The sequence below is a fragment of the Streptomyces celluloflavus genome, from assembly GCA_000720995.1.
In the GTDB taxonomy this organism is placed as follows: Bacteria; Actinomycetota; Actinomycetes; order Streptomycetales; family Streptomycetaceae; genus Streptomyces; species Streptomyces celluloflavus.
In genome coordinates this window covers 157,547-180,245 of record JOEL01000004.1, presented here as the reverse complement: position 1 = coordinate 180,245, position 22,699 = coordinate 157,547, and the positions used below count along the sequence as shown (strand labels likewise).

The 22,699-nt window shown below is 73.8% G+C and carries 18 protein-coding genes; 10 read left to right on the top strand and 8 right to left on the bottom strand.

The genetic code is table 11. The features are described from left to right. Positions 1-22: 22 nt before the first annotated feature. Together IH09_RS05915 and IH09_RS05910 are read left to right on the top strand one after the other, a co-directional pair. On the top strand, positions 23-1,504 hold the full coding sequence (locus tag IH09_RS05915; protein WP_110952103.1) for an SWIM zinc finger family protein: 1,482 nt from the start codon (positions 23-25) through the stop codon (positions 1,502-1,504). After that, on the top strand, positions 1,501-3,465 hold the full coding sequence (locus IH09_RS05910) for a helicase-associated domain-containing protein (RefSeq protein ID WP_052854731.1): 1,965 nt from the start codon (positions 1,501-1,503) through the stop codon (positions 3,463-3,465). The genes IH09_RS05915 and IH09_RS05910 overlap by 4 nt, the downstream gene beginning before the upstream one ends. Positions 3,466-4,352: 887 nt before the next feature. Here the strand turns inward: IH09_RS05910 and IH09_RS05900 are convergent. Both IH09_RS05900 and IH09_RS05895 read right to left on the bottom strand, forming a co-directional pair. Beyond that, entirely contained in the window at positions 4,353-6,185 is a 1,833-nt protein-coding gene (locus tag IH09_RS05900) for an FAD-dependent oxidoreductase (protein ID WP_110952090.1), read from the bottom strand. Further along, positions 6,170-6,442 carry a hypothetical protein gene (locus IH09_RS05895; protein ID WP_052854727.1) on the bottom strand — a complete coding sequence of 91 codons (273 nt, stop codon included), beginning with the start codon at positions 6,440-6,442 and terminating at the stop codon, positions 6,170-6,172. The genes IH09_RS05900 and IH09_RS05895 overlap by 16 nt, the downstream gene beginning before the upstream one ends. 450 nt (positions 6,443-6,892) lie before the next feature. On the opposite strand from IH09_RS05895, the gene IH09_RS05890 reads away from it, so the two are divergent. From IH09_RS05890 to IH09_RS05875, 4 genes are all read left to right on the top strand, one after another. Next, positions 6,893-7,849 carry a quinone oxidoreductase family protein gene (locus IH09_RS05890; RefSeq protein ID WP_052854725.1) on the top strand — a complete coding sequence of 319 codons (957 nt, stop codon included), beginning with the start codon at positions 6,893-6,895 and terminating at the stop codon, positions 7,847-7,849. A gap of 156 nt (positions 7,850-8,005) precedes the next feature. Then, complete coding sequence (locus IH09_RS05885; protein WP_052854723.1) at positions 8,006-8,959, top strand: IclR family transcriptional regulator domain-containing protein; 954 nt, start codon at positions 8,006-8,008, stop codon at positions 8,957-8,959. Between the two features lie 99 nt (positions 8,960-9,058). Next, positions 9,059-9,508, top strand: coding sequence for a hypothetical protein (locus IH09_RS05880; protein WP_052854721.1), 450 nt, complete (start codon positions 9,059-9,061; stop codon positions 9,506-9,508). A 41-nt stretch (positions 9,509-9,549) separates the two neighbouring features. Continuing rightward, positions 9,550-10,188: a nucleoside/nucleotide kinase family protein gene (locus IH09_RS05875; protein WP_052854719.1), complete on the top strand. Its 639-nt coding sequence runs from the start codon at positions 9,550-9,552 to the stop codon at positions 10,186-10,188. Between the two features lie 54 nt (positions 10,189-10,242). On the opposite strand, the gene IH09_RS05870 is transcribed toward IH09_RS05875, so the two are convergent. From IH09_RS05870 to IH09_RS05855, 4 genes are all read right to left on the bottom strand, one after another. Then, complete coding sequence (locus tag IH09_RS05870; RefSeq protein WP_052854717.1) at positions 10,243-11,670, bottom strand: WGR domain-containing protein; 1,428 nt, start codon at positions 11,668-11,670, stop codon at positions 10,243-10,245. 125 nt (positions 11,671-11,795) lie between these two features. Next, positions 11,796-12,338, bottom strand: a complete 543-nt coding sequence (locus tag IH09_RS05865) for a DUF1697 domain-containing protein (protein WP_052854715.1) — start codon at positions 12,336-12,338, stop codon at positions 11,796-11,798. A 69-nt stretch (positions 12,339-12,407) separates the two neighbouring features. Then, entirely contained in the window at positions 12,408-13,013 is a 606-nt protein-coding gene (locus IH09_RS05860; RefSeq protein WP_404827233.1) for a methylated-DNA--[protein]-cysteine S-methyltransferase, read from the bottom strand. An 86-nt stretch (positions 13,014-13,099) separates the two neighbouring features. After that, positions 13,100-13,984, bottom strand: coding sequence for a glycerophosphodiester phosphodiesterase (locus IH09_RS05855; protein ID WP_052854714.1), 885 nt, complete (start codon positions 13,982-13,984; stop codon positions 13,100-13,102). Between the two features lie 563 nt (positions 13,985-14,547). Here IH09_RS05855 and uvrB point away from each other — a divergent pair. The 4 genes from uvrB (at position 14,548) to IH09_RS05835 (ending at position 20,850) form a co-directional block, all read left to right on the top strand. Next, entirely contained in the window at positions 14,548-16,680 is a 2,133-nt protein-coding gene (gene uvrB, locus IH09_RS05850) for an excinuclease ABC subunit UvrB (protein ID WP_052854712.1), read from the top strand. A gap of 158 nt (positions 16,681-16,838) precedes the next feature. Next, entirely contained in the window at positions 16,839-17,417 is a 579-nt protein-coding gene (locus IH09_RS05845; protein ID WP_052854709.1) for a TerD family protein, read from the top strand. 47 nt (positions 17,418-17,464) lie between these two features. Further along, a complete protein-coding gene (locus tag IH09_RS05840; RefSeq protein WP_052854706.1) occupies positions 17,465-19,507 on the top strand; it encodes a TerD family protein in 2,043 nt (680 codons plus the stop codon). A gap of 359 nt (positions 19,508-19,866) precedes the next feature. Further along, complete coding sequence (locus tag IH09_RS05835; protein WP_052854703.1) at positions 19,867-20,850, top strand: TerC/Alx family metal homeostasis membrane protein; 984 nt, start codon at positions 19,867-19,869, stop codon at positions 20,848-20,850. A gap of 45 nt (positions 20,851-20,895) precedes the next feature. Here the strand turns inward: IH09_RS05835 and IH09_RS05830 are convergent, their stop codons facing one another. Together IH09_RS05830 and IH09_RS05825 are read right to left on the bottom strand one after the other, a co-directional pair. Beyond that, on the bottom strand, positions 20,896-21,957 hold the full coding sequence (locus IH09_RS05830) for a S66 family peptidase (RefSeq protein ID WP_052854700.1): 1,062 nt from the start codon (positions 21,955-21,957) through the stop codon (positions 20,896-20,898). 83 nt (positions 21,958-22,040) lie between these two features. After that, a complete protein-coding gene (locus IH09_RS05825; protein WP_052854698.1) occupies positions 22,041-22,697 on the bottom strand; it encodes an MBL fold metallo-hydrolase in 657 nt (218 codons plus the stop codon). Positions 22,698-22,699: the final 2 nt, after the last annotated feature.

The following is a 22,699-nucleotide window of genomic DNA, read 5'->3' as shown; positions in this document are numbered from 1 at the left end:
CGGCGCGGGCCGGGCCGCGGCCATCGGCGGAACCACGGGCGCGGGCTTCCGGGGCCGGCCCGCCACCTCCGGGCGCGCCGCCGCGGCGGACCGGCTGGTCCGCGCTGACCGTTCGCGTACGTTCCCGCCGCTGCCGGCCCGTACCGGTACCGGAGGTCTGTCCGCCGAATCCTGGTGGGGGAGCGCATGGCTGGACGCGCTGGAGACCACCGCTCTCGACAGCGCCCGGCTCGCCCGCGGCCGGACGTACGCCCGCGACGGCCATGTGGACACCATCAACGTCACACCGGGCCGCATCGTCGCCACCGTACGCGGCAGCAGGCCCCGCCCCTACAGCGCCGAAATCCGCATCGGAACCCTCACCGACGAGGAGTGGTCCGGCCTCCTCGATGCGATCACCGCCGAGCCCGCCCAACTCGCCGCCCTCCTGGCCAAGAAGCTGCCCCGGGCACTGGCCGAGGAGGAGGCGCGCCTCCTGCCGGGGCCGGGTGACCTCGTGCCCCGCTGTTCGTGTCCGGACCACGGCCGGCCCTGCAAGCACGCCGCCGCGCTCTGCTTCCAGGTGGCCCGCCTCCTGGACGCCGACCCCTTCGTCCTGCTGCTGATGCGCGGCCGTGGCGAGCGCGAACTCCTCGACGAACTCTCCCGCCGCAACGCCGGCCACACCGCACGCGAAACCCGCGCACACCCCCTCGCGGCCCCCGTGCCGCCCGGCGGCAGAACCGTCCCCGGAGCCGCCGACGCCGCCACCGCACCCACCGTTTCCGGCGACCCCGGCCCGGTCCGAGAGACCCGCACCGCTGCCGGAACGGGATCCCCGGGAAGCCCCGCACCCCGCGGCGTCCTCGCCCGCGAGGCCCTCGGCGACCGCCCCCGGCCGCCGCTCCCGCCGCCCCTGCCGGTGCCACCGCACCCCGGCCGTCCGCCGGCCCTCCCGGACGCCGACGGCCTGCCCTTCGATCCGGCCGTCCTCGAATTCCTGGCCGCCGACGCCGCGGCCCGCGCCCACGCCTGCGTATCCGCCGCAGGTCCCCGCGGTCCGGGAGGGCCCGCCGTCCCCGGCCCGTACCCGGCGTTGCCCCCGTGGGAGGACGCCATCCGCCTGGCGGCCACCGCCCACCCCACCGCGGGCCTGACCTCCACCACCCGGGCGCTCTACCGTGACCTGGCGGCGGCCACCGGCCGTACCCCTACCGACGTGGCCCGCTCCGTCGCCGCCTGGCGCCAGGGCGGCGCCGAGGGGCTCTCCCTCCTCCACACCCCGTGGAACCCCCCGGCCGGTGACTTCGACCGCGCCCGCAGCGCCCTCCTCGCCGCGGACCTCCCGGCCCTGCGCCCGCACCACAACCACCTCACACACCCCCGCGGCGGCATCCAGCTCCGTTTCGGCCACGACAACCGCTGGTACCCGTACGAATCCGAGCCCGGCGCCGAGGACTGGTGGCCCACCGGGCCGGCGGACCCCGATCCCGTGGGCGCCCTCACCACCCTGCTCGCGCGATGACTAACCTCAAGGCCGTGGAAGGTCTCGACACACTCACCCGGTCCCTCGCGCAGCGCACCCCCGAGCAGCTCGCCGCACTCCTCAGCCGCCACGCCGAGCCGCTCGCCCGGAAGCCCGCACCCACCCAACTGCGCGGCCTGGCCGGTGCGTTGTGGTCGTACGAAACCCTCCACCACCTGGTGCTGCACCTCGACCACCCCCGGCTCCAGGTACTCGCCACCGCCGCCCGCATCAGCCAGGACCGCGCCGCGCGCGCCGCACCGGGCCCCGCCGCCCCCGCCCCGGGCGCCGATCACCAGTCCCTGATGGCGCACCGGCTGTCCTTCCCGCACCTGGCCACCGCACCCGTCCCGCCCGAGGACGTCTACGCCGCGCTCGGTGCCACACCGCCGGGCCCGGCGCGCACCGCCGCCGAGACCGCCCTTCGCTCCCTCTGCGACGACGGACTGGCCGCCCTGACGGAGGACGGCACCCTCGTCGTCCCGCCCCGCGTCCCGCAGCTCCTGGCCGCTCATGGCCTCGGCCCGTTCACCCCCGCCGCCCCGCGGCCCGCCTCCGGCGGCACTCCGCCGGCCACCGCCCGCCCCGGGATCCGTTCCGCCGTGGTCACCCCGGCCGCGCTCCACGACGAGTCCCGGGCCGCCGCAGCGACCCTCGCGGCCACCGTGGACCGCCTCCTGTCCTCGTTGGCGACGCAGCCCGCGGCGCTGCGCAAATCGGGCGGACTGGCCGTCCGCGAGATCAGGCGGCTGGCCGGAGCGGCCGGCGCCACCGAACCGCAGACCCGGCTCCTCCTCGACCTCACCCTCGCCGCCGGCCTGATCGCCCTGACCCGTACCCCCGCCGGCATCACCGCGCTCCCCACCGGCGCCTACGACGACTGGCTCACCCGTCCGCCCGGCGAGCGCCTCGCCCCCCTCCTGACCGCCTGGTCCGCCCTGTGGGCCGTCCCCACCCACGCCCCCTTCGGCGAGACCGCGACCGCGCTGGTCCGGGGAGAGGACCGGTACGCCCCCGCGCTCCGGTACGCCCTGCTGGCCGCCCTCGCCGCGGTCCCCCTCGCCGCGGTCCCCCTCGGCGCGGGCTCCCCCCTGCCACCCCAAACGCCCGGCCCGGAGGACGTCGCCGGCACCACCTTGCAGAGCCTCCTCCGTGCCGCAGCCTGGTACCGGCCCCTCGCCGTCACCGGGCAGCCGACGGACGCGGACCGCGCCGTCCACACCCTCCACGAAGCGGCTTACCTGGGCCTGACCGCCCATGGCACCCTCACACCGTTGGGCCATGCGCTCCGCACCGACCCGCAGACCCTCGACGAGCCGCTCCGCGACCTGCTCCCGCCGCTCCTCGAACAGGCCCACTTCCAGGCCGACCTGACCGCCGTCGTCCCCGGCCGCCCGGCCGCCGCCCTCGCCGGGCTGCTAGCCGCCGCGGCGGACCGCGAGTCCGAAGGCCACGCCGTCACCTGGCGGTTCACCCCCGCCTCCGTACGCCGCGCCCTGGACGCCGGCCACACCGCCCACAGCCTGCGCGACGACCTCACCGCAGCCTCCGCGACCGGCGCTCTGCCGCAGCCGCTCGACTACCTCATCCAGGACACCGCCCGCACCCACGGCCGGATGCGCGTCCTGCCCACCGCCTGCTGCATCCGCTCCGACGACACGGCCCTCATCGGTGAACTCGCCGCCCACCGCGCACTGCGCGACCTCGGCCTGCGTGCCATCGCCCCCACCGTCCTGGTGAGCGGCCGCCCGCCGGCCGCCACCCTGGAGGCGCTCCGCGCGGCGGGCTACGCACCCACCCTCGAATCCGACACCGGCACCACGACCGTCGAACGCCTCCCCACCCACCGCACCAAGACACCCGCCGCCCCCCGGGGCACCGGCGCTCCCCTCGCCCTCGCCCAACGCCTCCTGGGACTCCCCGCCGGGGCCCCGTACACGACGGGGGCCGGGGGCCCGTGATCCGCCGGCCCTCCGGTGTCGGCCCTGCGGCCCGCTTCCGGCGCCGACTCCGTGGGTGGGGCGCCATGCCGCGTACCGCCGAGGCCCGGCGGTCCAGGGGCCTCGCGCCCTGGCGGCTCGCATATCACCTGACGGGGCCCTGCCCCCCCGTCCGGCGGCGGTCCCTTGGGACGGCTCGCCGCGCAGCCGTAGCGCTGTGCCCCGGTGACCCACAGAACGGTCAACCCGGTTTGGCCACCGGCCACTGGCCCCCGCAGACGGGTCGCCCGCGCCCGCGCACGGATGGCGAGACCGACGGTCCGGCGGGCGTCCTCGGCCACGACGGCGGGGTACGGACCCGCCCGCGCAAGCTCCGGCCCACCGGCGTGCGGGTGCTCGTGAATCACTGGCCGCCCGACTGCGGCGTGTGAGGACGGGCGAGACACGGGCGTTGTCGCATATGACCGGACAGAGGCCGTCGAGGGCAGGAGCGGTCGGTGTGACAGGCGCGCGCGACGGCTATGACGACACATTCGCCGGGGAACGTCAGCCGGTGCTCGGGCTCGTCACCGACGGCCACGCGGAGCGGGGTGTGAACCCACGGCCGGCATCGCGGGCGGCGTCACCTGCGCAGCCGCAGCCGCAAGTACGGGCGCAAGCACAGGCGTCCGCAGTTCGCGGTCAGGCAGCCCTCAGCGCGCGTCACCGCCGGCCGCAACCCCCGGCGCCCGAGCGAAGCGGTCCATGGCGCTCCGCGGCACAGCAGGACTCGGGCGCGCCGGGCGGGCGGCGCGGATCCGGCGGAGCCCGCAGGCGGGAAGGTCCGGCGGGTGAGCCGTCGCGAGCCCCCTCCCCGTGAAGGGGGCTCGCGGACTGTGGGCCGCGGACCGGCCCGCGGTGCGGGCGGGTCAGCCCGCCGGCTTCCGCCTGCTGCACCGGCCGGTACGCCGCAGTGCCGTCGGCCCGAGGCTGAGCGGGCGGGGAAGACGCCGGGCGGGGCGCTCGGCAGCCGGGCGCGGCGGGACGGGCGGGACAGCCGCGGATGCGTCGGCCGACTCGGGGCGGGAGACGGCCTCCGGCCCGGCCACGGACGTGTACGGAGGAGCCGCGGGCGGTCCCTGTCCGGCCGGCGTGGCGGAGCGGGCCGCGGCAGCGGAGCCGGCGGGTGCCGCTGATACGCCGGGCGCGGCATCGGAAGCACCGGGCGGCGGCCCCGCGCCAGCCGGGCCCGCGATCCGTGGTGCCATCGGCGGCTGCGGACCGCCCGGCGGTTTCTCGTCGCGTGCTACGGCGGCCGGCGGCGGTCCGGCCGGGCCCGGACGCGCCGTACCGCGGGCCGAGCCGAGGGCGGAAGAGGCACTCGGGAAGCGGGCCGTGGGGACGGCGGGCGCGGCCACATCGACGTAGTCCGGGCAGACGGCGGACCGGGCGGCCGCGCCGGGCAGGGCGCGGTACACGGCGGCGCTCACCGCCCGGGAGCCCGCCGGGCGTCGCCGTACGGCGGGGGAGTGGACGCCCTGACCGGTGGCCTGGGCCCAGGACGCCTGGACGATACGCCCGATGCTCCGTTGCAGGCAGCGGGCGAGCGCCGGATCGTCGAGTCCGAGGTGGTGCACCGTGTCGCGGAGCGCGGCGGCACCGTGGGCGGCGAGGGACAGACCCTGGCCGTAGTCGGGGTGGCACGCGGCCACGGCACCGCCGAGGACGACGAACCCCGTGGGCCAGGAGGCCAGTTGTTCGTAACGACGCAGGTGGCTGGCCGTGTCGCGGGACAGCCGTACCTCGCTCAGCGGCTCGGCGCCGGCGATGAGGTCGCCGACGACAGGGTCCTCCATACTGCGGGCGAACGGCACGAACCGGTCGGCGTGCCCGGACGGTTGACCGCCCCGGCCGCCGGTGAGCGTGACCAGCCAGCGGCCACCCTCGATGGGGACCAGCGTCGCCGTCCGCTCGGGAACCCGGGGACCCGGGGGAACCGGGCTCCCGGGAACGGCACCGCCGCCTGCCGGTGGTGTCCCGGCCGCCGAACGGACGCTGATCACCGGGCAGTTCTCGGTGCCCGCCGGGGCCCGGAAGATCCGGGTGGCACAGACGATCCCCAAGTCCACGGCCTCTTCGCGCACGGCAGGCATCCCGAGCGCCGCCAGTCTGCCGGGGGTGGCGGAGTTGCGGCCGGTGGCATCGACGACGAGGTCGGCATCCAGGCGGTACGTCTCGCCGGTGACGGTATCCCGGACCCGCACCCCGGTGATGTGCTCCGCGGTGCCGGACAGCCCCTCGGCTTCCGTACCGTCGAGGACGGTGACCCCGGGAAGGGCCGCCGCCTGCTGCTGCGCGACCCGGTCGAGCAGATCGCGGGAACAGGCGATCAGGTAGGGCGACTGCGGCCGGTGCGGCGACCGGACCGGCAGGGACCGGCCGACGAGCCCGGCCGACAGCGGGACACGCCGGGCTCCCTCGGCCAGCCATCGCGCGAGGGTGCCGGGCAGCAGGTTCTCGACTCTCCGGGCGCCCGCCGCCGCCAGCAGATGGGCGTGCCGGGGCTGCGGAAGATCCGTACACGGCACCGGAGTCCACGGCAGCCGCTCCCGCTCGACCACCACGACATCCGCGTGCGCGGTCAGTGCCGAGGCGGCCAGCATCCCTGTGAAGCCGCCGCCGAGCACCACGGCGAGGTGCGGTCGTCTGAACTGGAGCGCGGTGCCGCCCGACCTGCCCGGCGCGTTCACGGACAGTGCCATTCCCGGCAGGGGCGCCCGGTTTCCGGGCGGGTGTGCGTCACGTCCGGAGAGGGCAGTGCCGCATAGGGAATGGGCCGGCGGCGCGCGGCGGCGAGGACAGCGCCGGTAGCGGCCGTGAGCGAGGCCGTCCACGTGGCCGGCAGGGAAGCGGACGCGGCCCGCAGGATGCGCAGGTGCGCCGGCAGCAGCGGCAGCGCCCGTTGCAGGTCCCGGCAGGCCGGCGCGCAGGCCCGTATACCGGTGTCCGATTTCCCCATATGACTCCCCCTCAGCCTGTGCACGCCCCGCCACACACACGGCCATGTGCTTTGCCGCACGTCACTCACCCGGGGCGGTGCGGACGGGTACCACCTCGTGAAACGAGCTCTGCCCCGGGGAACGCGGCCGCCACCCGATGCCGACGGTGGACACGACTCCGGATGGTAGGCGGCGGAGATTCCCTTCGGTACCTGCGCATGTCCCAGGGGCGCGTGGCAGCCACTCCGGGGATACCGATGGGTAGATCTGATGCAAAACGGCGTAATGGGTGGAAAGCGCTCCGTGTGTTTCTCGTGACGCGAGAAAGCCGGCCGGTATCGCTCATGGCGCGACGGATGCGGGCGCCTGAAGCCCCTTGTTGTTGGCGTGAAATGGTCGGGTGCCCGCGGGGTGACGGACGCCGTGCCTACCCTGTGCGGACACCGCAGGTGAGAACCCGAGGGAGAGTCGTGCGCGCGATCGTGATGCGAGAATTCGGCGGCCCGGACGTGCTGCGTCCGGAGGACGTCCCCGAGCCCGCGCCCCGTGGCGGCCACGTGCTGGTGGAGGTGGCCCTGGCCGGCGTCAACTACGCGGATGTGCATGTACGCGGCGACTCCTATCTCGCGCCCGTCGAGCTGCCGTACATCCCCGGCAACGAGGTCGTGGGGACCGTGGACGGCGCGCGGCGCGTCGTCGGGCTGTGCCGCGGCGGCGGATACGCGGAGCGGGCGCTGCTGCACCGCAAGGTCATCTGGGACGTCCCCGACGGCATCAGCGACGAACAGGCCGTCGCGCTGGCACTCCAGGGCAACAGCGCCTGGCACCTGCTGTTCACCTCGCTGCGCATCACTCCGGGCGAGACCGTCGTCATCCCGGCGGCGGCGGGCGGCCTCGGCTCGCTGGCCGTCCAGCTCGCCGCCCACGCCGGGGCGAAGGTCATCGGCCTCGCCGGTTCCCCGGAAAAGCGCAAGCTGGCCGAGGAACTGGGCGCCCACGCGGTGGTCGACTCGACCGCCGAGGACCTGACGGAGCGCATTGTCGAGGCGGCCGGCGGGCCGGTCCGGGCGGCGCTGGAGATGACCGGCGGCGTCACCTTCGAGCGGACCCTCGCCGCGGTCGCCCCGCGCGGCCGGCTCGCGGTGTACGGGTACGCGGGCGGCGAGTTGGCGAGTGTGCCGACCCGGGACCTGATGGAGCGCTCCCTGACCGTCTCGGGCTTCTGGCTGCCCCAGCTCTACGCGGACCGGACGGCGCTGCCGGCCTCCATGCAAGCCTTGTTCGACGCGGTCGCGGCCGGCTGGCTCAAGCCGCTGACCGGCGCCACCTACGCCCTCGATGAGGCGGCTCGGGCGCATCGCGATCTGGCCGCGCGCACCCCGACCGGGAAGCTCGCCCTGGACGTCGCGCGCCGGCACCCGGCGTAGCACCCGGCGCCGGACCGGTACGGCGGCCCGGGGCGTGATGTCCGGGGCCGTCCGCCCGGGGCCGCGGATCACCCGACGGACGACGGGTGCCCCGGCCCGCACCGCAAATGCCGTGCGCCCGCGGGCGCGGATCACTGTCAGGGGAGAGCACACACGATGGGCAACAGCACCAGAACTCCGGGCTCCACCGCGCCGGCCGCCACCGGTTCCGCTCCGGGCGCCGACACCACGGCGACGGGGACCCCGGGACGCACCAGGAGTACGCGCCGGACGGCATCCGGGCCCGCGGTGGCCGCGGTCGCCGCGGGCTCCCGGACGTCGGGATCCGGCCATGCCGAGCGCGTCTTCCTCGTCCAGACGGCCTTCGCCGAGCTCGGCGGCTCGGCCCATGGACCTGGGGAGATAGCCGAATTCACCGGCCTGGACGACTCCGTCGTCTACCGCATCCTCCAGTCCGGTATCTACCAGCGCATCTTCGAACGGGTGGACCGCGGCCTCTACCGGCTGCGGACCTCGGCGGCGCAGCTCGCCTTCACCGCACTCGACCACCGTCTCGACGGCGCGACCTCGCAGACCGTGCTGGGCAGGCTGCGGACGGCCACCGACGGTGGGCTGGCGTTCCTCTACATGGTGGCTCCGTTCTCCGGGGCGCACCGGCAGTGCGTCGATATGGCGGTCGGCGACTCCGACCTCGCGGAGCTGGGCATGACGCCCCGCGATGTGCTGTCCGTGACGCGCTCCCTGCGCACCGGCGCATCCGGCCGGACGATCCTCGCCTACCTGCCGGCAGTGCTCCAGCAGCGGGTGCTCGCCGAGCCCGTACCCGACCAGGCCGGACCCGGCGTCTACCGGGACAACGACGCCCTGCTGGCCTCCCTGGCCGAGGTCCGCGACCTGGGCCACGCGCTCGGCAACGAGGAGTGCATGGCCGGCTGGAACTCCTGTGCGGCACCCATCATGTGGGACGGCGCCATCATGGGCGCGGTCCTGCTGCTCAAGCTCAAGTCCGTGATGCCGGTGGCCCCCGACGGCGTGATCGAGGCGACGAAGGAGGCGGCGGCCGAGCTCAGCCGCTGCGGAGCCGCGGTGCCGGCTGCGGGCCAGGACTGAGCCGGGCCGCCCGGTGTCCGGCCTGGTCATGTCCCGGTCCGCCTCTCTACGCTGGCACCGGCAACCGGACACCGGACGCACCACACACAAAGGGGCCTCATGGAAGCGGAGTTGGCGACGCTCGCGATGGCGGGGGCGACGACGCTGGTACAGCAGATGGCGACGGGCGGCTGGGAGAGGGTCCGCCAGCGGGTGGCCTCCTTCCTCGCCCGGCGCCGCGGCATGGCGGACGAAGAGGCACTCGAAGGTGAACTGGAGGTCTCCCGCACCGATGTGATGACGGCCCGCGAGGAGGGCGACGAGGACGGCGTGCGGGGAGTGACCGCTGCCTGGCAGCTGCGGCTGCGGCGCCTGCTGCGCGAGGACCCGGCCGCCGCGGCAGAACTGCAGGCCCTGCTGGACGAGTTGGCGCCGGAGCGGGAGCAGGTCTCGGTGCGGGAGGTGCACAACAGCATCAGTGGCGGGGTGCAGCACGGCATGGTCATCCAGGCCGGGGTGGTCTCCGGTGACCTGATCAACAGGCCGTCGGGCGGACCGCACCCCGGCTGACCCGGTGCGCCGCGCGCCGCGGGGCCCGGCACAATGACGGGGTGCGGCTCGAAGCGATCACCTGGGAACGGCTGGCCGACGCGCTCGCCGAACGCATCGTCGCGATGCCGGCGCACGACGGGAGCCCGTGGCTGCGGGTGGCGGTCGACGGGGCTCCCGCCGCGTCCCCGGACGCCCTCGCGGCGCGGCTCGCCGAGGCGCTGCGGGTCCGCGGGCGGGCCGTCCGCCAGGTCGGCGCGTCCGGATTTCTGCGCCCCGCCTCGCTGCGGCTGGAGTACGGGCGGCAGGACCCGGACGCCTACCACGACGCATGGTTCGACCGGCAGGCTCTGTGGCGCGAGGTGTTCCGGCCGCTGGATCCCGGGGGCACCGGGCGGGTGCTCCCCGATCTGTGGGATCCGGTGGCGGACCGGGCGACGCGCAGTGCGTACGCCGAGCTGCCGCCCGGTGGTGTCCTGCTGCTGCACGGTCCTCTGCTGCTGGGTCACTGGTTCCCCTTCGATCTCTCCGTGCACCTGAAGCTGACACCGGCCGCGCTCGCCCGTCGTACACCGGAGGGCGAACGCTGGACACTGCCCGCGTTCGCGCGCTACGAGGCCGAGACCCGGCCGGAGGAGGCCGCGGACGTCGTCGTGCGGGCGGACGATCCCCGTCGGCCGGCCTGGAGCGGACCGGGCTGAGCGCCGGTCCGGCCGGCCCGGCCCGGCACCGGGCCGCCGGACGTGCCCGGGGTGTCAGACGAGCTGCCGGATCTCACCGCGGACGCGGTAGAACCCGCCCGGGGCCGGGGACAGATCGTCGACGACGTACCGCACCCCGGGCCGGCGTATATGGCGCGGGAACTGGACGTTCCAGGACGGTTCGTAACCGCCGGAGACGACGTGGACCCGCAGCCGGCCGCTCTCCTGGACGCACTCCACCACGATCCCCGAGGCCGCGGTGGAGGCCACCGTCCGCACCGTGGCCGACGGGGTGTACGTGGGCAGCGCGGCGGCCGATTTGACGTCCCGGGCGACCGGAACCGTGCCCGACCGGGCGGCGGCGATCGCCGCGTCGCTCGCGTCCACACACACCAGGGACCCGTCGGTGGTCACCATGTACAGCTTCTCGTCCAGATACTGCATCGACAGCGCCGATCCGCCACCGGTGCCCAGCTTCCACAGCCGGGTGCCGTCGGCGTCGAAGCAGTACACCGAGGAGGCGGAGTCACCGGCGAAGACATAGCGGCCGCCGGGGGCGGTGGCGCAGGAGTAGACGACCGTGTCGCACCGGTAGGTGGCGTGCAGCGCGCCGTCCTCCTTCGCCAGCCGCTGCACGACGCGCCGGTCGGTGCCGGCGTACACCGCGTCGTCCTCCTGCCAGCCGAACAGCACCGCACCCGTGGTCGGCGTGTGCCACAACTCGCCGCTGCCGTCGGCCGAGTAGGCGGTGACGCCCTGCTGATGGCCGTGGTAGACGGCAGCTCCGTCGCGCCGGACCATCCACGCGTGCGCGCCCGCACTGCGCCGCGACCACTGGTACTCGTCCTCGTGGTCGATGACGGTCAGCCCGCCGTTGCGGTCCGCGACATTCAGAACGCCTTCGTGGATGTCCAGCCAGAAGATGTCGACATCGGGGGTGATGGCGTAGGCGGCGAACGGCAGCTTCGAGGAGAGGTCGTAGACCGTGCCGTCGTCGCAGCCCGCGTAGATCCAGAAGTCGTCCGCCACCAGGCATTTGACGCCGTCGGGGAGCTGGTAGCGGGCCAGCACCTCGCCGTCGTGGCCGAGGGTGTAGACGTCACCGCTCTGGTTTCCGACCCAGCAGCGGTCCTCGGCGATATGGATCCCGAACGCGGCGGCGCCGGTACGGAACCGCCACAGCACCGGTGCCACCGCGCGGGCCGTCGACGGTGCGGAGGCGACCTGGCGCCGCGTCACCGGCCGGGCGGCGCGCTGCCCGGCGACGGCGGGCGCATAGCCCTTGCGGACCTTCTCGCCGATCTTCCTGGCGGCCGCGGCCCGCGCCTTCTCCGCGGTCGGGAAGGACGAGGTCTGCTGCTGGCCGGCCGCGCCGATCCGTCCGTAGCGGACCGAGACGACCGTGCCCGCCACCGTCACCTCGTAGAACTTGTGGGCCCCGCCATCCTCTTGGGACAGCTCCAGATACGTCGTGCCGGACATGGCGATCCCCTCCCCGGGCGGCCCGTGCGACCGTTTCCCGCTGCTGAAAACCGTACGGCCGACCACTGACAATCGACCGCTGACGCGATCGACGGCCGGACGGCACAGCGGTATGCGGGGGCCGGTCAGGCGTCGGCCAGGGCCAGGAGCCTGGTGACCGTGGTCCAGTTGCGCGCGGTGGCCGTCACCCCGAGCCGGACCCGGCCGACCGCCCCGGCGAGCCGGGAACGGCCGATGCCGTCGGGGCACCACAGATACAGCTCGCGGCCGATCAGCCGGTACTGATCGGGCGCGAAGGCGGCGGGATCGAGCGCGTCCAGCCGGGCGGTGTCGGCAGGCACCGCCGACAGGAACGTGACATGCAGGCTCTTGGGCTCCGCCACGGCCTGCGGGAACGGATTCGCGGCGATGGCGGCGGCCAGCTCGTCGCGGGTCCGGACGACGACCGGGACCGAAAGGCCCAGGTCGGCGGCGATCCGGTCCCGGAGGGCGCGCGCGGTCTCCGCCGGCGGCTCACCGGGGTCGGCGAAGACGATGTTGCCGGTCTGGAGAAGGACGGAGACGTCCTCCAGGCCCAGGGACTCGGCCAGCGCCAGCTGCCGTGCCTTGGGGAAGGAGTTGTGGCCTCCGACGTTGATACCGCGCAGCAGCGCGATCTGACGGGACATGGCACCGGCCGTTCGTAGGCCCCGGAGCCCGGCCCGGACCCGGACGCGGCGGCGGGGGACGGGAAAGGTTCAGAACAGGGGCGCGGGGAGGACGCCCTCCAGGGCCAGCAGCAGCCGCTTGGTCTCCAGACCGCCGCCGAAACCGCCGATACCGCCGTCGCTCGCCACCACACGATGGCAGGGGACGACGACCGGAAGCGGATTGGAGCCCATCGCCGCGCCCACCGCGCGGGCGGCACCGGGCTCCCCGACCCGGTCGGCGAGATCCTGATAGCCGACGACGCTGCCGTAGGGGACGCCGTCGGCGAGTGCGTGCAGGACCCGGGCGTGGAAACCGGTGGAGAGGGTCCAGTCCAGGGGGACGGTGAAGACCCGCAGCTCGCCGGAGAAATAGGCGGTGAGTTCGGCCGCCGCCGTCGCCAGATGCGGTATCTCCGGGAGCGGCGGGGCACCGAAGGCGTGCTCCAGACGGGCCGATGCGCGGCGGGCCGTCGGTCCGTCGGCGTGGAAGACGACCTGGACCAGACCCTCCTGGGTCGCGGCGAGCAGCAGGGGGCCGATGGGGGTGTCCAGCAGCCGCCGGCCCCAGTCGCGCCCGGCATCCAGCGCGGTGTCCGGCCCGCCCGCCCCCTCCGGCAGCCGCTCCGTATGCGCAACCCGCTCTGAATTCGTCACGTGATCAGCCTAGGACGCCCCACTGACAACGCGACGGCGAGCGCCGGTCCGCGCCGCCCCGGCCCCGCACCGCCCCGCTCACCGGGTCAGCGGCCGTGGCCCGTCAGCGCCTCGCGCACCACGTCGGGCCTGCTGCTGATGACGCCGTCGACCCCCAGCCCGGCGGCCTTGCGCGCGGTCGGGGCGTCGTCGACGGTCCAGGTGTAGAGCTCCAGCGGGCGGTGGTGCGGGCCCTTCAGCCGCTTGACGGCCGCGACATAGGCGCGGGTGAGCGCCGTGTGGGCGGGGTTGATCTGGTCGCAGTACCTGGCGTACGCGGGGAGGCCGGCGGCCGCCGGGTTGCCGAGCAGGCCGGTCCTGACGTCCGGCCGCAGGCGGTGGACGGTTTTGACGGCGGCGGCGTCGAAGCTCTGGACGATCAGACGGTGCTCGATGTGCGAGGCGTTCAGCCAGCCCGCGCGGCGCAGCTCCCCGAGGGTCTGCCTCTCGATACCGGGGTAGCGCCGCGGAGACTTGAGCTCCAGCAGCAGCTTCTGGCCGTTGTGCTCGACCTCGTCCAGGTAGGCATCGAGGGTGGGCACCCGCTCACCCGTGAACTCCGGCCCGAACCAGCTGCCCGCGTCCAGCTTCCCGATCTCGCGGAGCGTGAAGTCGCCGACGTTCCAGGGCGAGCGGTGCGGGAAGACCCGCTCGACGTCGGTCGTCCGGGCGAGCGAGGTGTCGTGCAGGACGACCAGCTCGCCGTCCTTGGTGCGCTGGACGTCGTTCTCGACCCAGTCGAACCCGAGCCGGCCGGCCGCGTCGACCGAGGCGAGGGTGTTCTCGGGCGCGTACGAGGGGGCGCCACGGTGGGCGACCGTCGTCACCGTCCGGTGGCCGCCGGACGTGGCCGTGGCGGCGGGCGGGGAGAGGACGAGCGCGGACAGACCCAGGAGAGCACCGGTGACAGCGGCGACGGGGCGAATACGCATACGGACTCCTCGTGACGTCGTGGGACTGATGGGAGCTGATGGGAACCGGCGGGCGGGAGGTGGCGCGCGCCGGCCGGCAGCGGTGCGCGGCCGGGTGGGGCGAGGGACGGACGCGGGCCGGCCCCGGGGCGGCCGGACGGGGACGGGGAGACGGAAGCGGCCGGTGCTCCGGCGTCGAGGGCTGTGGGCGCGCGATGACCGGAAGGCGCCGGGCTGTGGGATATCCACCCGGGCGCCGCCCAACTTGCCGGAGACACGGCGTTCACGCATCCCGGCCGACGGTTCGTCACCCCTCGTATGCCTGACCGGTTCCGGCTTTGCCGGGCGGCGCGGCTCCCACGGCGGGCCGCCGCGCGCGGGCGAGGGCACCCGAGCGGTCGCGGGCACGGACACAGACACCGGCGCATGCACGCCGGGCGGGCTCCCGCCCGGTCCCGGCCGGAAGTCGTCGGGGGCGCCGGCCGACCGCCCGGCGCCCTCGGAAGCCTGCTGACGCCCCCAGCAAAGATGCTGGTCGGAGGCGTGTGCGGTCGATTGTCAGTGCCGGGTCGTACGGTGGATTCATGCGGCCCGTATCAAAGATCGAACGCACGGTGGCGCCCTTCGAGGTCGTCAGCCCCTATCAGCCCAATGGCGACCAGCCGGCGGCCATCGCCGAGCTGGAACGGCGCATCCGCGGCGGTGAGAAGGATGTCGTCCTGCTGGGCGCGACCGGCACCGGCAAGTCGGCGACCACCGCGTGGATGATCGAGAAGCTGCAGCGCCCGACGCTCGTCATGGCGCCCAACAAGACCCTCGCGGCCCAGCTCGCCAACGAATTCCGTGAGCTGCTGCCCAACAACGCCGTCGAATACTTCGTCTCCTACTACGACTACTACCAGCCCGAGGCGTACGTCCCGCAGTCCGATACGTACATCGAGAAGGACTCCTCGATCAACGAGGAGGTCGAGCGGCTGCGCCACTCCGCGACGAACTCGCTGCTCACCCGGCGTGATGTCATCGTGGTCGCGTCGGTGTCCTGCATCTACGGCCTGGGCACGCCGCAGGAGTACGTCGACCGCATGGTGCCGCTGAAGGTCGGCGACGAGATCGACCGGGACCAGCTGCTGCGCCGCTTCGTCGACATCCAGTACACCCGCAACGACGTGGCGTTCACCCGGGGCACCTTCCGGGTGCGCGGCGACACCATCGAGATCTTCCCGGTCTATGAAGAGCTGGCCGTCCGGATCGAGATGTTCGGCGACGAGGTCGAGGCGCTGTCCACGCTCCACCCGCTCACCGGCGAGGTCATCAGCGACGACCGGGAGCTCTACATCTTCCCGGCCAGCCACTACATCGCGGGCCCGGAGCGCATGGAGAAGGCCATCGCCGGCATCGAGGCCGAGCTGGCGGACAGCCTCGCCACGATGGAGAAGCAGGGCAAGCACCTGGAGGCCCAGCGGCTGCGCATGCGCACCACGTACGACATCGAGATGATGCGGCAGATCGGCTCCTGCTCCGGCATCGAGAACTACTCGATGCACATGGACGGCCGTGAGCCCGGCTCCGCGCCCAACACCCTCATCGACTACTTCCCGGACGACTTCCTCCTGGTCATCGACGAGTCGCATGTCACGGTCCCGCAGATCGGCGCCATGTACGAGGGCGACGCCTCCCGCAAGCGCACCCTGGTCGAGCACGGCTTCCGGCTGCCGTCCGCCATGGACAACCGGCCGCTGAAGTGGGAGGAGTTCCTGGAGCGCATCGGCCAGACCGTCTACCTGTCGGCGACCCCGGGCAAGTACGAGCTCGCGCGCGGCGACGGCTTCGTGGAGCAGATCATCCGCCCGACCGGCCTGGTCGACCCCGAGGTGGTCGTCAAGCCCACCGACGGACAGATCGACGACCTGGTGCACGAGATCCGCACCCGCACGGACAAGAACGAGCGTGTCCTGGTCACCACCCTCACCAAGAAGATGGCCGAGGATCTCACGGACTACTTCCTGGAGCTCGGCATCCAGGTCCGCTATCTGCACAGCGATGTGGACACCCTGCGGCGCGTGGAGCTGCTGCGCGAACTGCGGGCCGGCGAGTACGACGTCCTGGTCGGCATCAACCTGCTGCGGGAGGGACTCGACCTCCCCGAGGTCTCCCTGGTGGCCATCCTGGACGCCGACAAGGAGGGCTTCCTGCGGTCCGGTTCGGCCCTGATCCAGACGATCGGACGCGCGGCGCGCAACGTCTCCGGACAGGTGCACATGTACGCCGACAAGATCACCCCGGCGATGGAGCGGGCCATCGACGAGACCAACCGCCGCCGGGAGAAGCAGCTCGCGTACAACAAGGAGAACGGCATCGACCCGCAGCCGCTCCGCAAGAAGATCGGCGACATCGTCGCGACGATCGCCCGCGAGGAGATCGACACCCAGGAGCTGCTGGGTTCGGGATACCGCAAGACGTCCGGCGCCAAGGACGCCCAGGGCAAGGCGCCGGTCCCCGCGCTCGGCGGGAAGGCCGCGAAGGGCCGGGCGGGCAAGGGCGCCGTGGCCCTGACGGACCGCCCCGCCGCCGAACTGGCCGAGCTCATCGAGGAGATGACCGAGCGGATGCGGGCCGCCGCCGCCGAGTTGCAGTTCGAGGTCGCCGCCCGGCTCCGTGACGAAGTGGGCGAGCTGAAGAAGGAGTTGCGGCAGATGCGGGAGGCCGGGGTCAGCTGACGGGCGGCGCCGCACCGGGTGGGCGGCGCCCGGTGTGTTGCAGAAACGCCACAGAAAGCGGGGCTGGTGGCCGCTGGGCCCGCCGCCGTGCGTAGGGTCGAGGGGCCGCCGTAAGGCGGGCGGGGACAGTGAAGAGCAGCGAGGAGAGGGGACGGCGCGTGTCGGTCAATTTGTCCAAGGGGCAGGGCATCAGCCTGGAGAAGTCCGGCGGAGGGACGCTGACCGCGGTCCGGATGGGGCTGGGCTGGCGCTCGGCGCCCCGCCGCGGCCTGTTCCGGTCGCGTACGCGGGAGATCGACCTGGACGCCTCGGCGGTGCTGTTCGCCGACCAGAACCCCGTCGACGTCGTCTTCTTCCAGCACCTCGTCAGCAACGACGGTTCGCTCCGGCACACCGGCGACAACCTGGTCGGCGGCGCGGGCCAGGGCGGCGACGACGAGGCGATCCTGGTCGACCTGGCGCGGGTGCCGGTGCACATCGACCAGATCGTGTTCCTCGTCAACTCCTTCACCGGCCAGACCTTCGCGGAGGTGCAGGACGCCTTCTGCCGGCTGGTCGACGAGACCACCGGTCAGGAGCTGGCCCGCTACACCCTCACGGGCGGCGGTGACTACACCGCGCAGATCATGGCCAAGGTGCACCGGGTGGGCGGCGGCTGGCAGATGACCGCCATCGGCGAACCTTCCCAGGGCCGGACGTTCCAGGACGTGGTGCCGGGGATCCTGCCGCACCTGTAACCCCCGCACGGCCCGCCCCGCGGCGTACACCACCAGGGAGAACATCGATGACGGCCGAGCTGGTCCGGGGGCAGAACCACCCGCTGGACCGGACCCGTGTGGAGATCCGGATCGTGGCGGGCGGGCCCGTGGTGGCCGGGGTCACGCTCGGCGACGCGCAGGGCAGGCTCCCGGGCGCCGAGTCCGTGGCCCATCCGGGCGCACCCCGGCTCACCGGCATCGAGGTTCCCGGCCGGGCCGCCGCCGAGCACCGTATCGCGGTGGACCTCGACGCGCTGTCCGCCGCCGTCCACCGGGTGAGCGTGCTGCTCGCGCTGGCGCCCACCGGGAGCGGCGGCCGCAGCGGGTTCGGTGCGGTTGCCGCACCCTCCGTCGCGGTCACCGCTCCCGACGGCACGGTGATCGCCGGCTACACCCTCACCGGTCTGGGCGCCGAGTCCGCCGTCGTCGCCGTGGAGCTGTACCGCCGGCAGGGCGCCTGGAAGGTACGCGCCGTGGGCCAGGGGTACGCCGACGGCCTCGCCGCACTGCTGCGCGACCAGGGGCTGCCGCAGGCGGCGGAGCTGGCCGCCGCCATCGAGGACGCCGCCGGGCAGGCCCCCGCCCGCGCCCTCCGTGCGCCCGTCGCGGCGCACGGGGCCGAGCCGCCCGGGGGAGGACCGGAAGCCGCCGTGGGCCACCCGGCCCCGGCCCGGACGCCCGCCGCGGATCGCCCGGAACCCGCCGCGGACCCGTCGCCGCCGGCCGCCCCGTCCGGCGGCGCCCCCATCGACTACCGCCATCCGAAGCGGCGCACCGCACCGGCCCCGGCCGCCGCCGCGCCGGACGGCACATCCGCCGTACCGCGCCGGACCCCGGCACCGCCCGGGGGCGCCCCGGGAGCGTCCGACGGCCCGCCGCCTCCGGTGGCCGGTGACGCCGCCGGGTGGAGCATGGACGAGCGGCTCTTCAATCAGGTCTGGGGCATGTTCGAGGATCTGGCCCGTTCGGTCGCCGCGTACCGTAGCGCAGCCGACTTCGCCGACTCCCGCCTGGCGAAGGAGCTGGACCACGCCCTCGCCGACCCGCGCGACCGCCTCGGCACGGCTGCCGACGCCGCCCGTGCCGCCGCCCGCGACAAGCACGCCGCCCTCGTGGCACGGGCCCGTGAGGCCCTCGACCGCGACCTCGCCCAGCTCGTCGCCGAGTCGGAGGTCGTGGAGCCCGCCCTGCCGCCCGCCTTCGCGCGCTGGGACAACCCCGTATGGCAGGGCTACCGCGTTCCGCCGGAGCCCCCGATGGCGGTCCGCCTGGGCGATCTGCATCTCCCCGAGGTCCCACACCTGCGCATCCCCATGCTCGTCCGCCTCCCGCTGGAGCGTGGGCTGTGGATCGACAGCGGGCGCGCCGCGGTCCTGCGCAGCGGCGGTCACCCGCCGGAGCGCGAGTACGGCCGCCGGGAGCTGGGCAGCGCGCTGACGGACGGACCGCCGGACGAGGCCGAGCTGCGCAGGCTCGCCCTGGAGACCGCCGTTGCCGTCGCCGCCCGGCTGCTCGCCGGCCACCCCGTCGGCGACTTCGCGGTCCAGGTCATCGATCCGGGGGGTGCCGCGGCGTCCGCGCTCGCCCCGCTGCTGGAGACCGGTGCGCTGCCCGAGCCGCCGGCCCCCGGGGCCGCGGGCGTGGCCACGGTCCTGGAAGCGCTGACCCGGCGCGTGGACCTCGTCCAGATGGCGTTGCGCCATCGCGCCGCGGACGCGCTGCCGCCGGATCTCGACACCGCCCAGCAGCTGCTGATCGTGCACGACTTCCCGCACGGCTTCGACGACCGTGCCCTCACCCGGCTCCGCTATCTGGCCGACGAGGGCCCGTCGGCCGGAGTGCATCTGCTGATGGTCGCCGACCGCGACCGGGCCCGGGAGTACGGCCCCCTCCTGGACCCGCTGTGGCGCGCCCTGCTGCGGATCACGCCGGTGCCCGCCGCGCACCTCGGCGACCCCTGGGTGGGCCATGCCTGGACGTACGAGCCGCCGCTCGCCCCCAAGGGCAGTCAGGTGGTGCGCCAGGTCCTGGACCGGCTCGCCGAGGCCCGCCGCGCCGACGGGTGCTGACCGGCCCCGACCGGCCCTGACCGACGCCGGCGCCCACCGGCGAACCGGGCGGTGCGTTCGGACGGCGCACCGGACGGGGAGCCGGCCGAGGAGCTGTGCCGCGACCGCGGAGACCTGTCCCCGTCAAGCCTATGACCAGCACTTTTGTATTTCTCTTTACTATTACTTTCCCTTCCTTTACTCTTTGACGGCGGAGGGGAGTATTCCTGCTGCGACGTACCCGTCATCACGGATTCCGGATGTGACGAGATCCCGGGGCGTCGGCCCATCTCAGTGATCGCGAGCAGTGGCGGTCCGGGTGGAAGAGACCTCCGGCAGCGACGACGCTGTACGTGCCGTACGACTCTGCCGGAGGACCAGTGGACGTCTCCCTGACCCTGTGGGTGCTGACCATTCTCGGTCTGTGCGCCCTCATCGCCGCCGATTTCTTCATCGGCGGACGCACCCCGCACGAGGTCTCCCTCAAGGAGGCCGGAATCTGGACCGGTGTCTGGATCGCGCTCGCCGCGCTCTTCGGACTCGGACTTCTGCTGTACGGCGGCGGTGCCCCCGCCGGTGAGTTCTTCGCGGGCTTCATCACCGAGAAGTCCCTGAGCGTCGACAACCTCTTCGTCTTCGTCCTGATCATGGGCAAGTTCGCGGTGCCATCCGTCTATCAGCAGCGGGTGCTGCTGGTCGGTGTGCTGATCGCGCTGGTGCTGCGGGCCGGATTCATCGGCGCGGGCGCCGCCATCATCGCCAACTTCTCCTGGGTGTTCTACCTCTTCGGCGCCTTCCTCATCTGGACCGCCTGGAAGCTCATCAAGGAGGCGCGCGCCGGTGCGGAGGACGAGGAATTCGAGGAGAACCGCTTCCTGAAGCTGGTCGAGAGGCGCTTCCCGTCGACCGACACCTACCGCGGCACCAAGCTGTTCGTCGTCGAGAACGGCAGGCGGCTGATGACGCCGATGCTGATCGTGATGCTGGCGATCGGCACCACCGACGTCCTGTTCGCCCTGGACTCCATCCCGGCGATCTTCGGCCTCACCCAGGACCCGTACATCGTCTTCACCGCCAACGCCTTCGCCCTGATGGGTCTGCGGCAGCTGTACTTCCTGCTCGGCGGGCTGCTCAAGAAGCTGGTCCACCTCTCGTACGGCCTGTCGGTCATCCTCGGGTTCATCGGTGTGAAGCTGGTGCTGCACGCCCTGCACGAGTCGGGCGTGAGCGTGCCGGAGATCAGCATCCCGGTCTCGCTGGGCGTCATCTGCACCGTGCTCGTCGTCACGACGATCACCAGCCTGTACACCTCCCGGAAGCGGGCGGCGGACGGGTCGGAATCCAAGGACACCCTCGGCGTCTGAGCGGCGCGCGCCGCGGGCACCGGTGTCCGGTGCCCGCGGCGTCACTCAGTACGTCACGGTGATACGCCGCGCCGCCCCGTCCACCCGGACCGTGCCGCCGTACGGGATCACCAGCTGCGGATCGGTGTGGCCGAGATCGACATCGAAGACCACCAGGGTGTCCGGGGCGTACGCGGCCAGCGCCCGCAGCACCGCCGCGCGCTGCTCCCGCCGGTAGGCCGCCTTCGCCTCCCGGGAGTTGGGGCGCTCCCGCGACCACGCCTTGGGGCGGCCCATCAGCAGCGCGGGGAACCGCCGGAGCAGCCCGCGCTCGCCCATGCTGCGCAGTACGAAGTACACCTCCTCGGCGCTCGGCAGGGCCTCGGACGTCTCCAGGAACAGCACCCCGCCGTCGGAGGCGGCGAGGCCGGCCGGGATCTCGCGGTCCGCCATCAGCATCCAGGACAGCGGCCCGAGACTGCCGCCCCAGCTGATGCCCTCGACCACCCGCTCCGGTCCGTGCCAGTGCCAGCCGCCGCCCGGCCATACGGGCGGCTCGGCCGCGAAGGTGTCCGGGTCGGCCCAGTCGCGGTCCTCGTCGCGGTAGTGCGCCGCGGGCCGCAGTTCGTACGGTCCCGGGGTGAACAGCGCGGCGCGCAGCGACTCCGTGGTCAGCGGGTGCATCGCCCCGGGGCGGCCCAGTTCGCACATCACGGTGGCACCGTGGAAGCCGACGATCCCGGTGCTGTGGAGAAAGGCCAGCAGATTGGTGTTGTCGCTGTACCCGAAGAACGGCTTGGGGTGCGCGCGGAACACCTCGCGGTCCAGGTGGGGCAGCACGGTGAGCTGGTCGTTGCCGCCGATGCTTGCGAAGACCGCGGTGATGTCCGGGTCCGCGAAGGCGGCGTGCAGATCGGCGGCCCGCTCCTGCGCGGTGGCGCCCATCTTCCGGGTGGCCGGGTACTCGACCGGCAGCAGCCCGAACTCCTCCGTCAGCCGGGCGAGGCCGAGTTCGTACGGCAGCGGGAGGAGCCCCGGCAGCCCCGATGACGGGGAGAGCACCGCGACGCGGTCCCCGGGCCGGGGCTTGGGAGGGTAGGCGGGAGCGGTGGTGGCGGATATCGGCATGGCGCGAGGGTAGGGGGCGCGAAGGCGGGCCGGCAGCTCAATATCCGCTCGCCGGCCCGCACTTCCCGCCGTGTTCGCCGCCGCTACCAGCCGCGCTCGCGCCACTCCGCGAGATGCGGCCGCTCCGCGCCGAGCGTGGTGTCGGCGCCGTGGCCCGGATAGACCCAGGTCTCGTCGGGCAGCCGGTCGAAGAGCTTGGTCTGTACGCCGTCGAGCAGCGTGCCGAAGTCCGCCGCGTTGCCGTGGGTGTTGCCGACGCCTCCGGGGAAGAGGCAGTCCCCGGTGAACAGGTGGGGATGGCCGTGCGGGTCGTCGTAGACCAGCGCGATGCTGCCCGGGGTGTGGCCGACCAGGCGGCGCGCGGTCAGCTCGACGCGGCCGACGGTGAGGGTGTCGCCGTCCTCGACCGGTACATCGGTGGGGACGGGGATGCCCTCGGCGTCGTACCGCCCCGCGTACGTCCGCGCGCCCGTCGCGTCGACCACCTCGCGCAGCGCACCCCAGTGGTCACCGTGCCGGTGCGTGGTGACGACGGACGCGATACCGCTGTCGCCGATCAGCGCGAGCAGGGTGTGCGGTTCGGCGGCCGCGTCGATCAGCAGCTGCTCGTCCGTCGCCCGGCACCGCAGCAGATAGGCGTTGTTGTCCATCGGACCGACCGCGACCTTCGAGATCATCAGGTCGGTCAGCTCGTGCACGTCGGCCGGTCCGCCGACCTTCACTGCTCCGCTATAGGCCATGG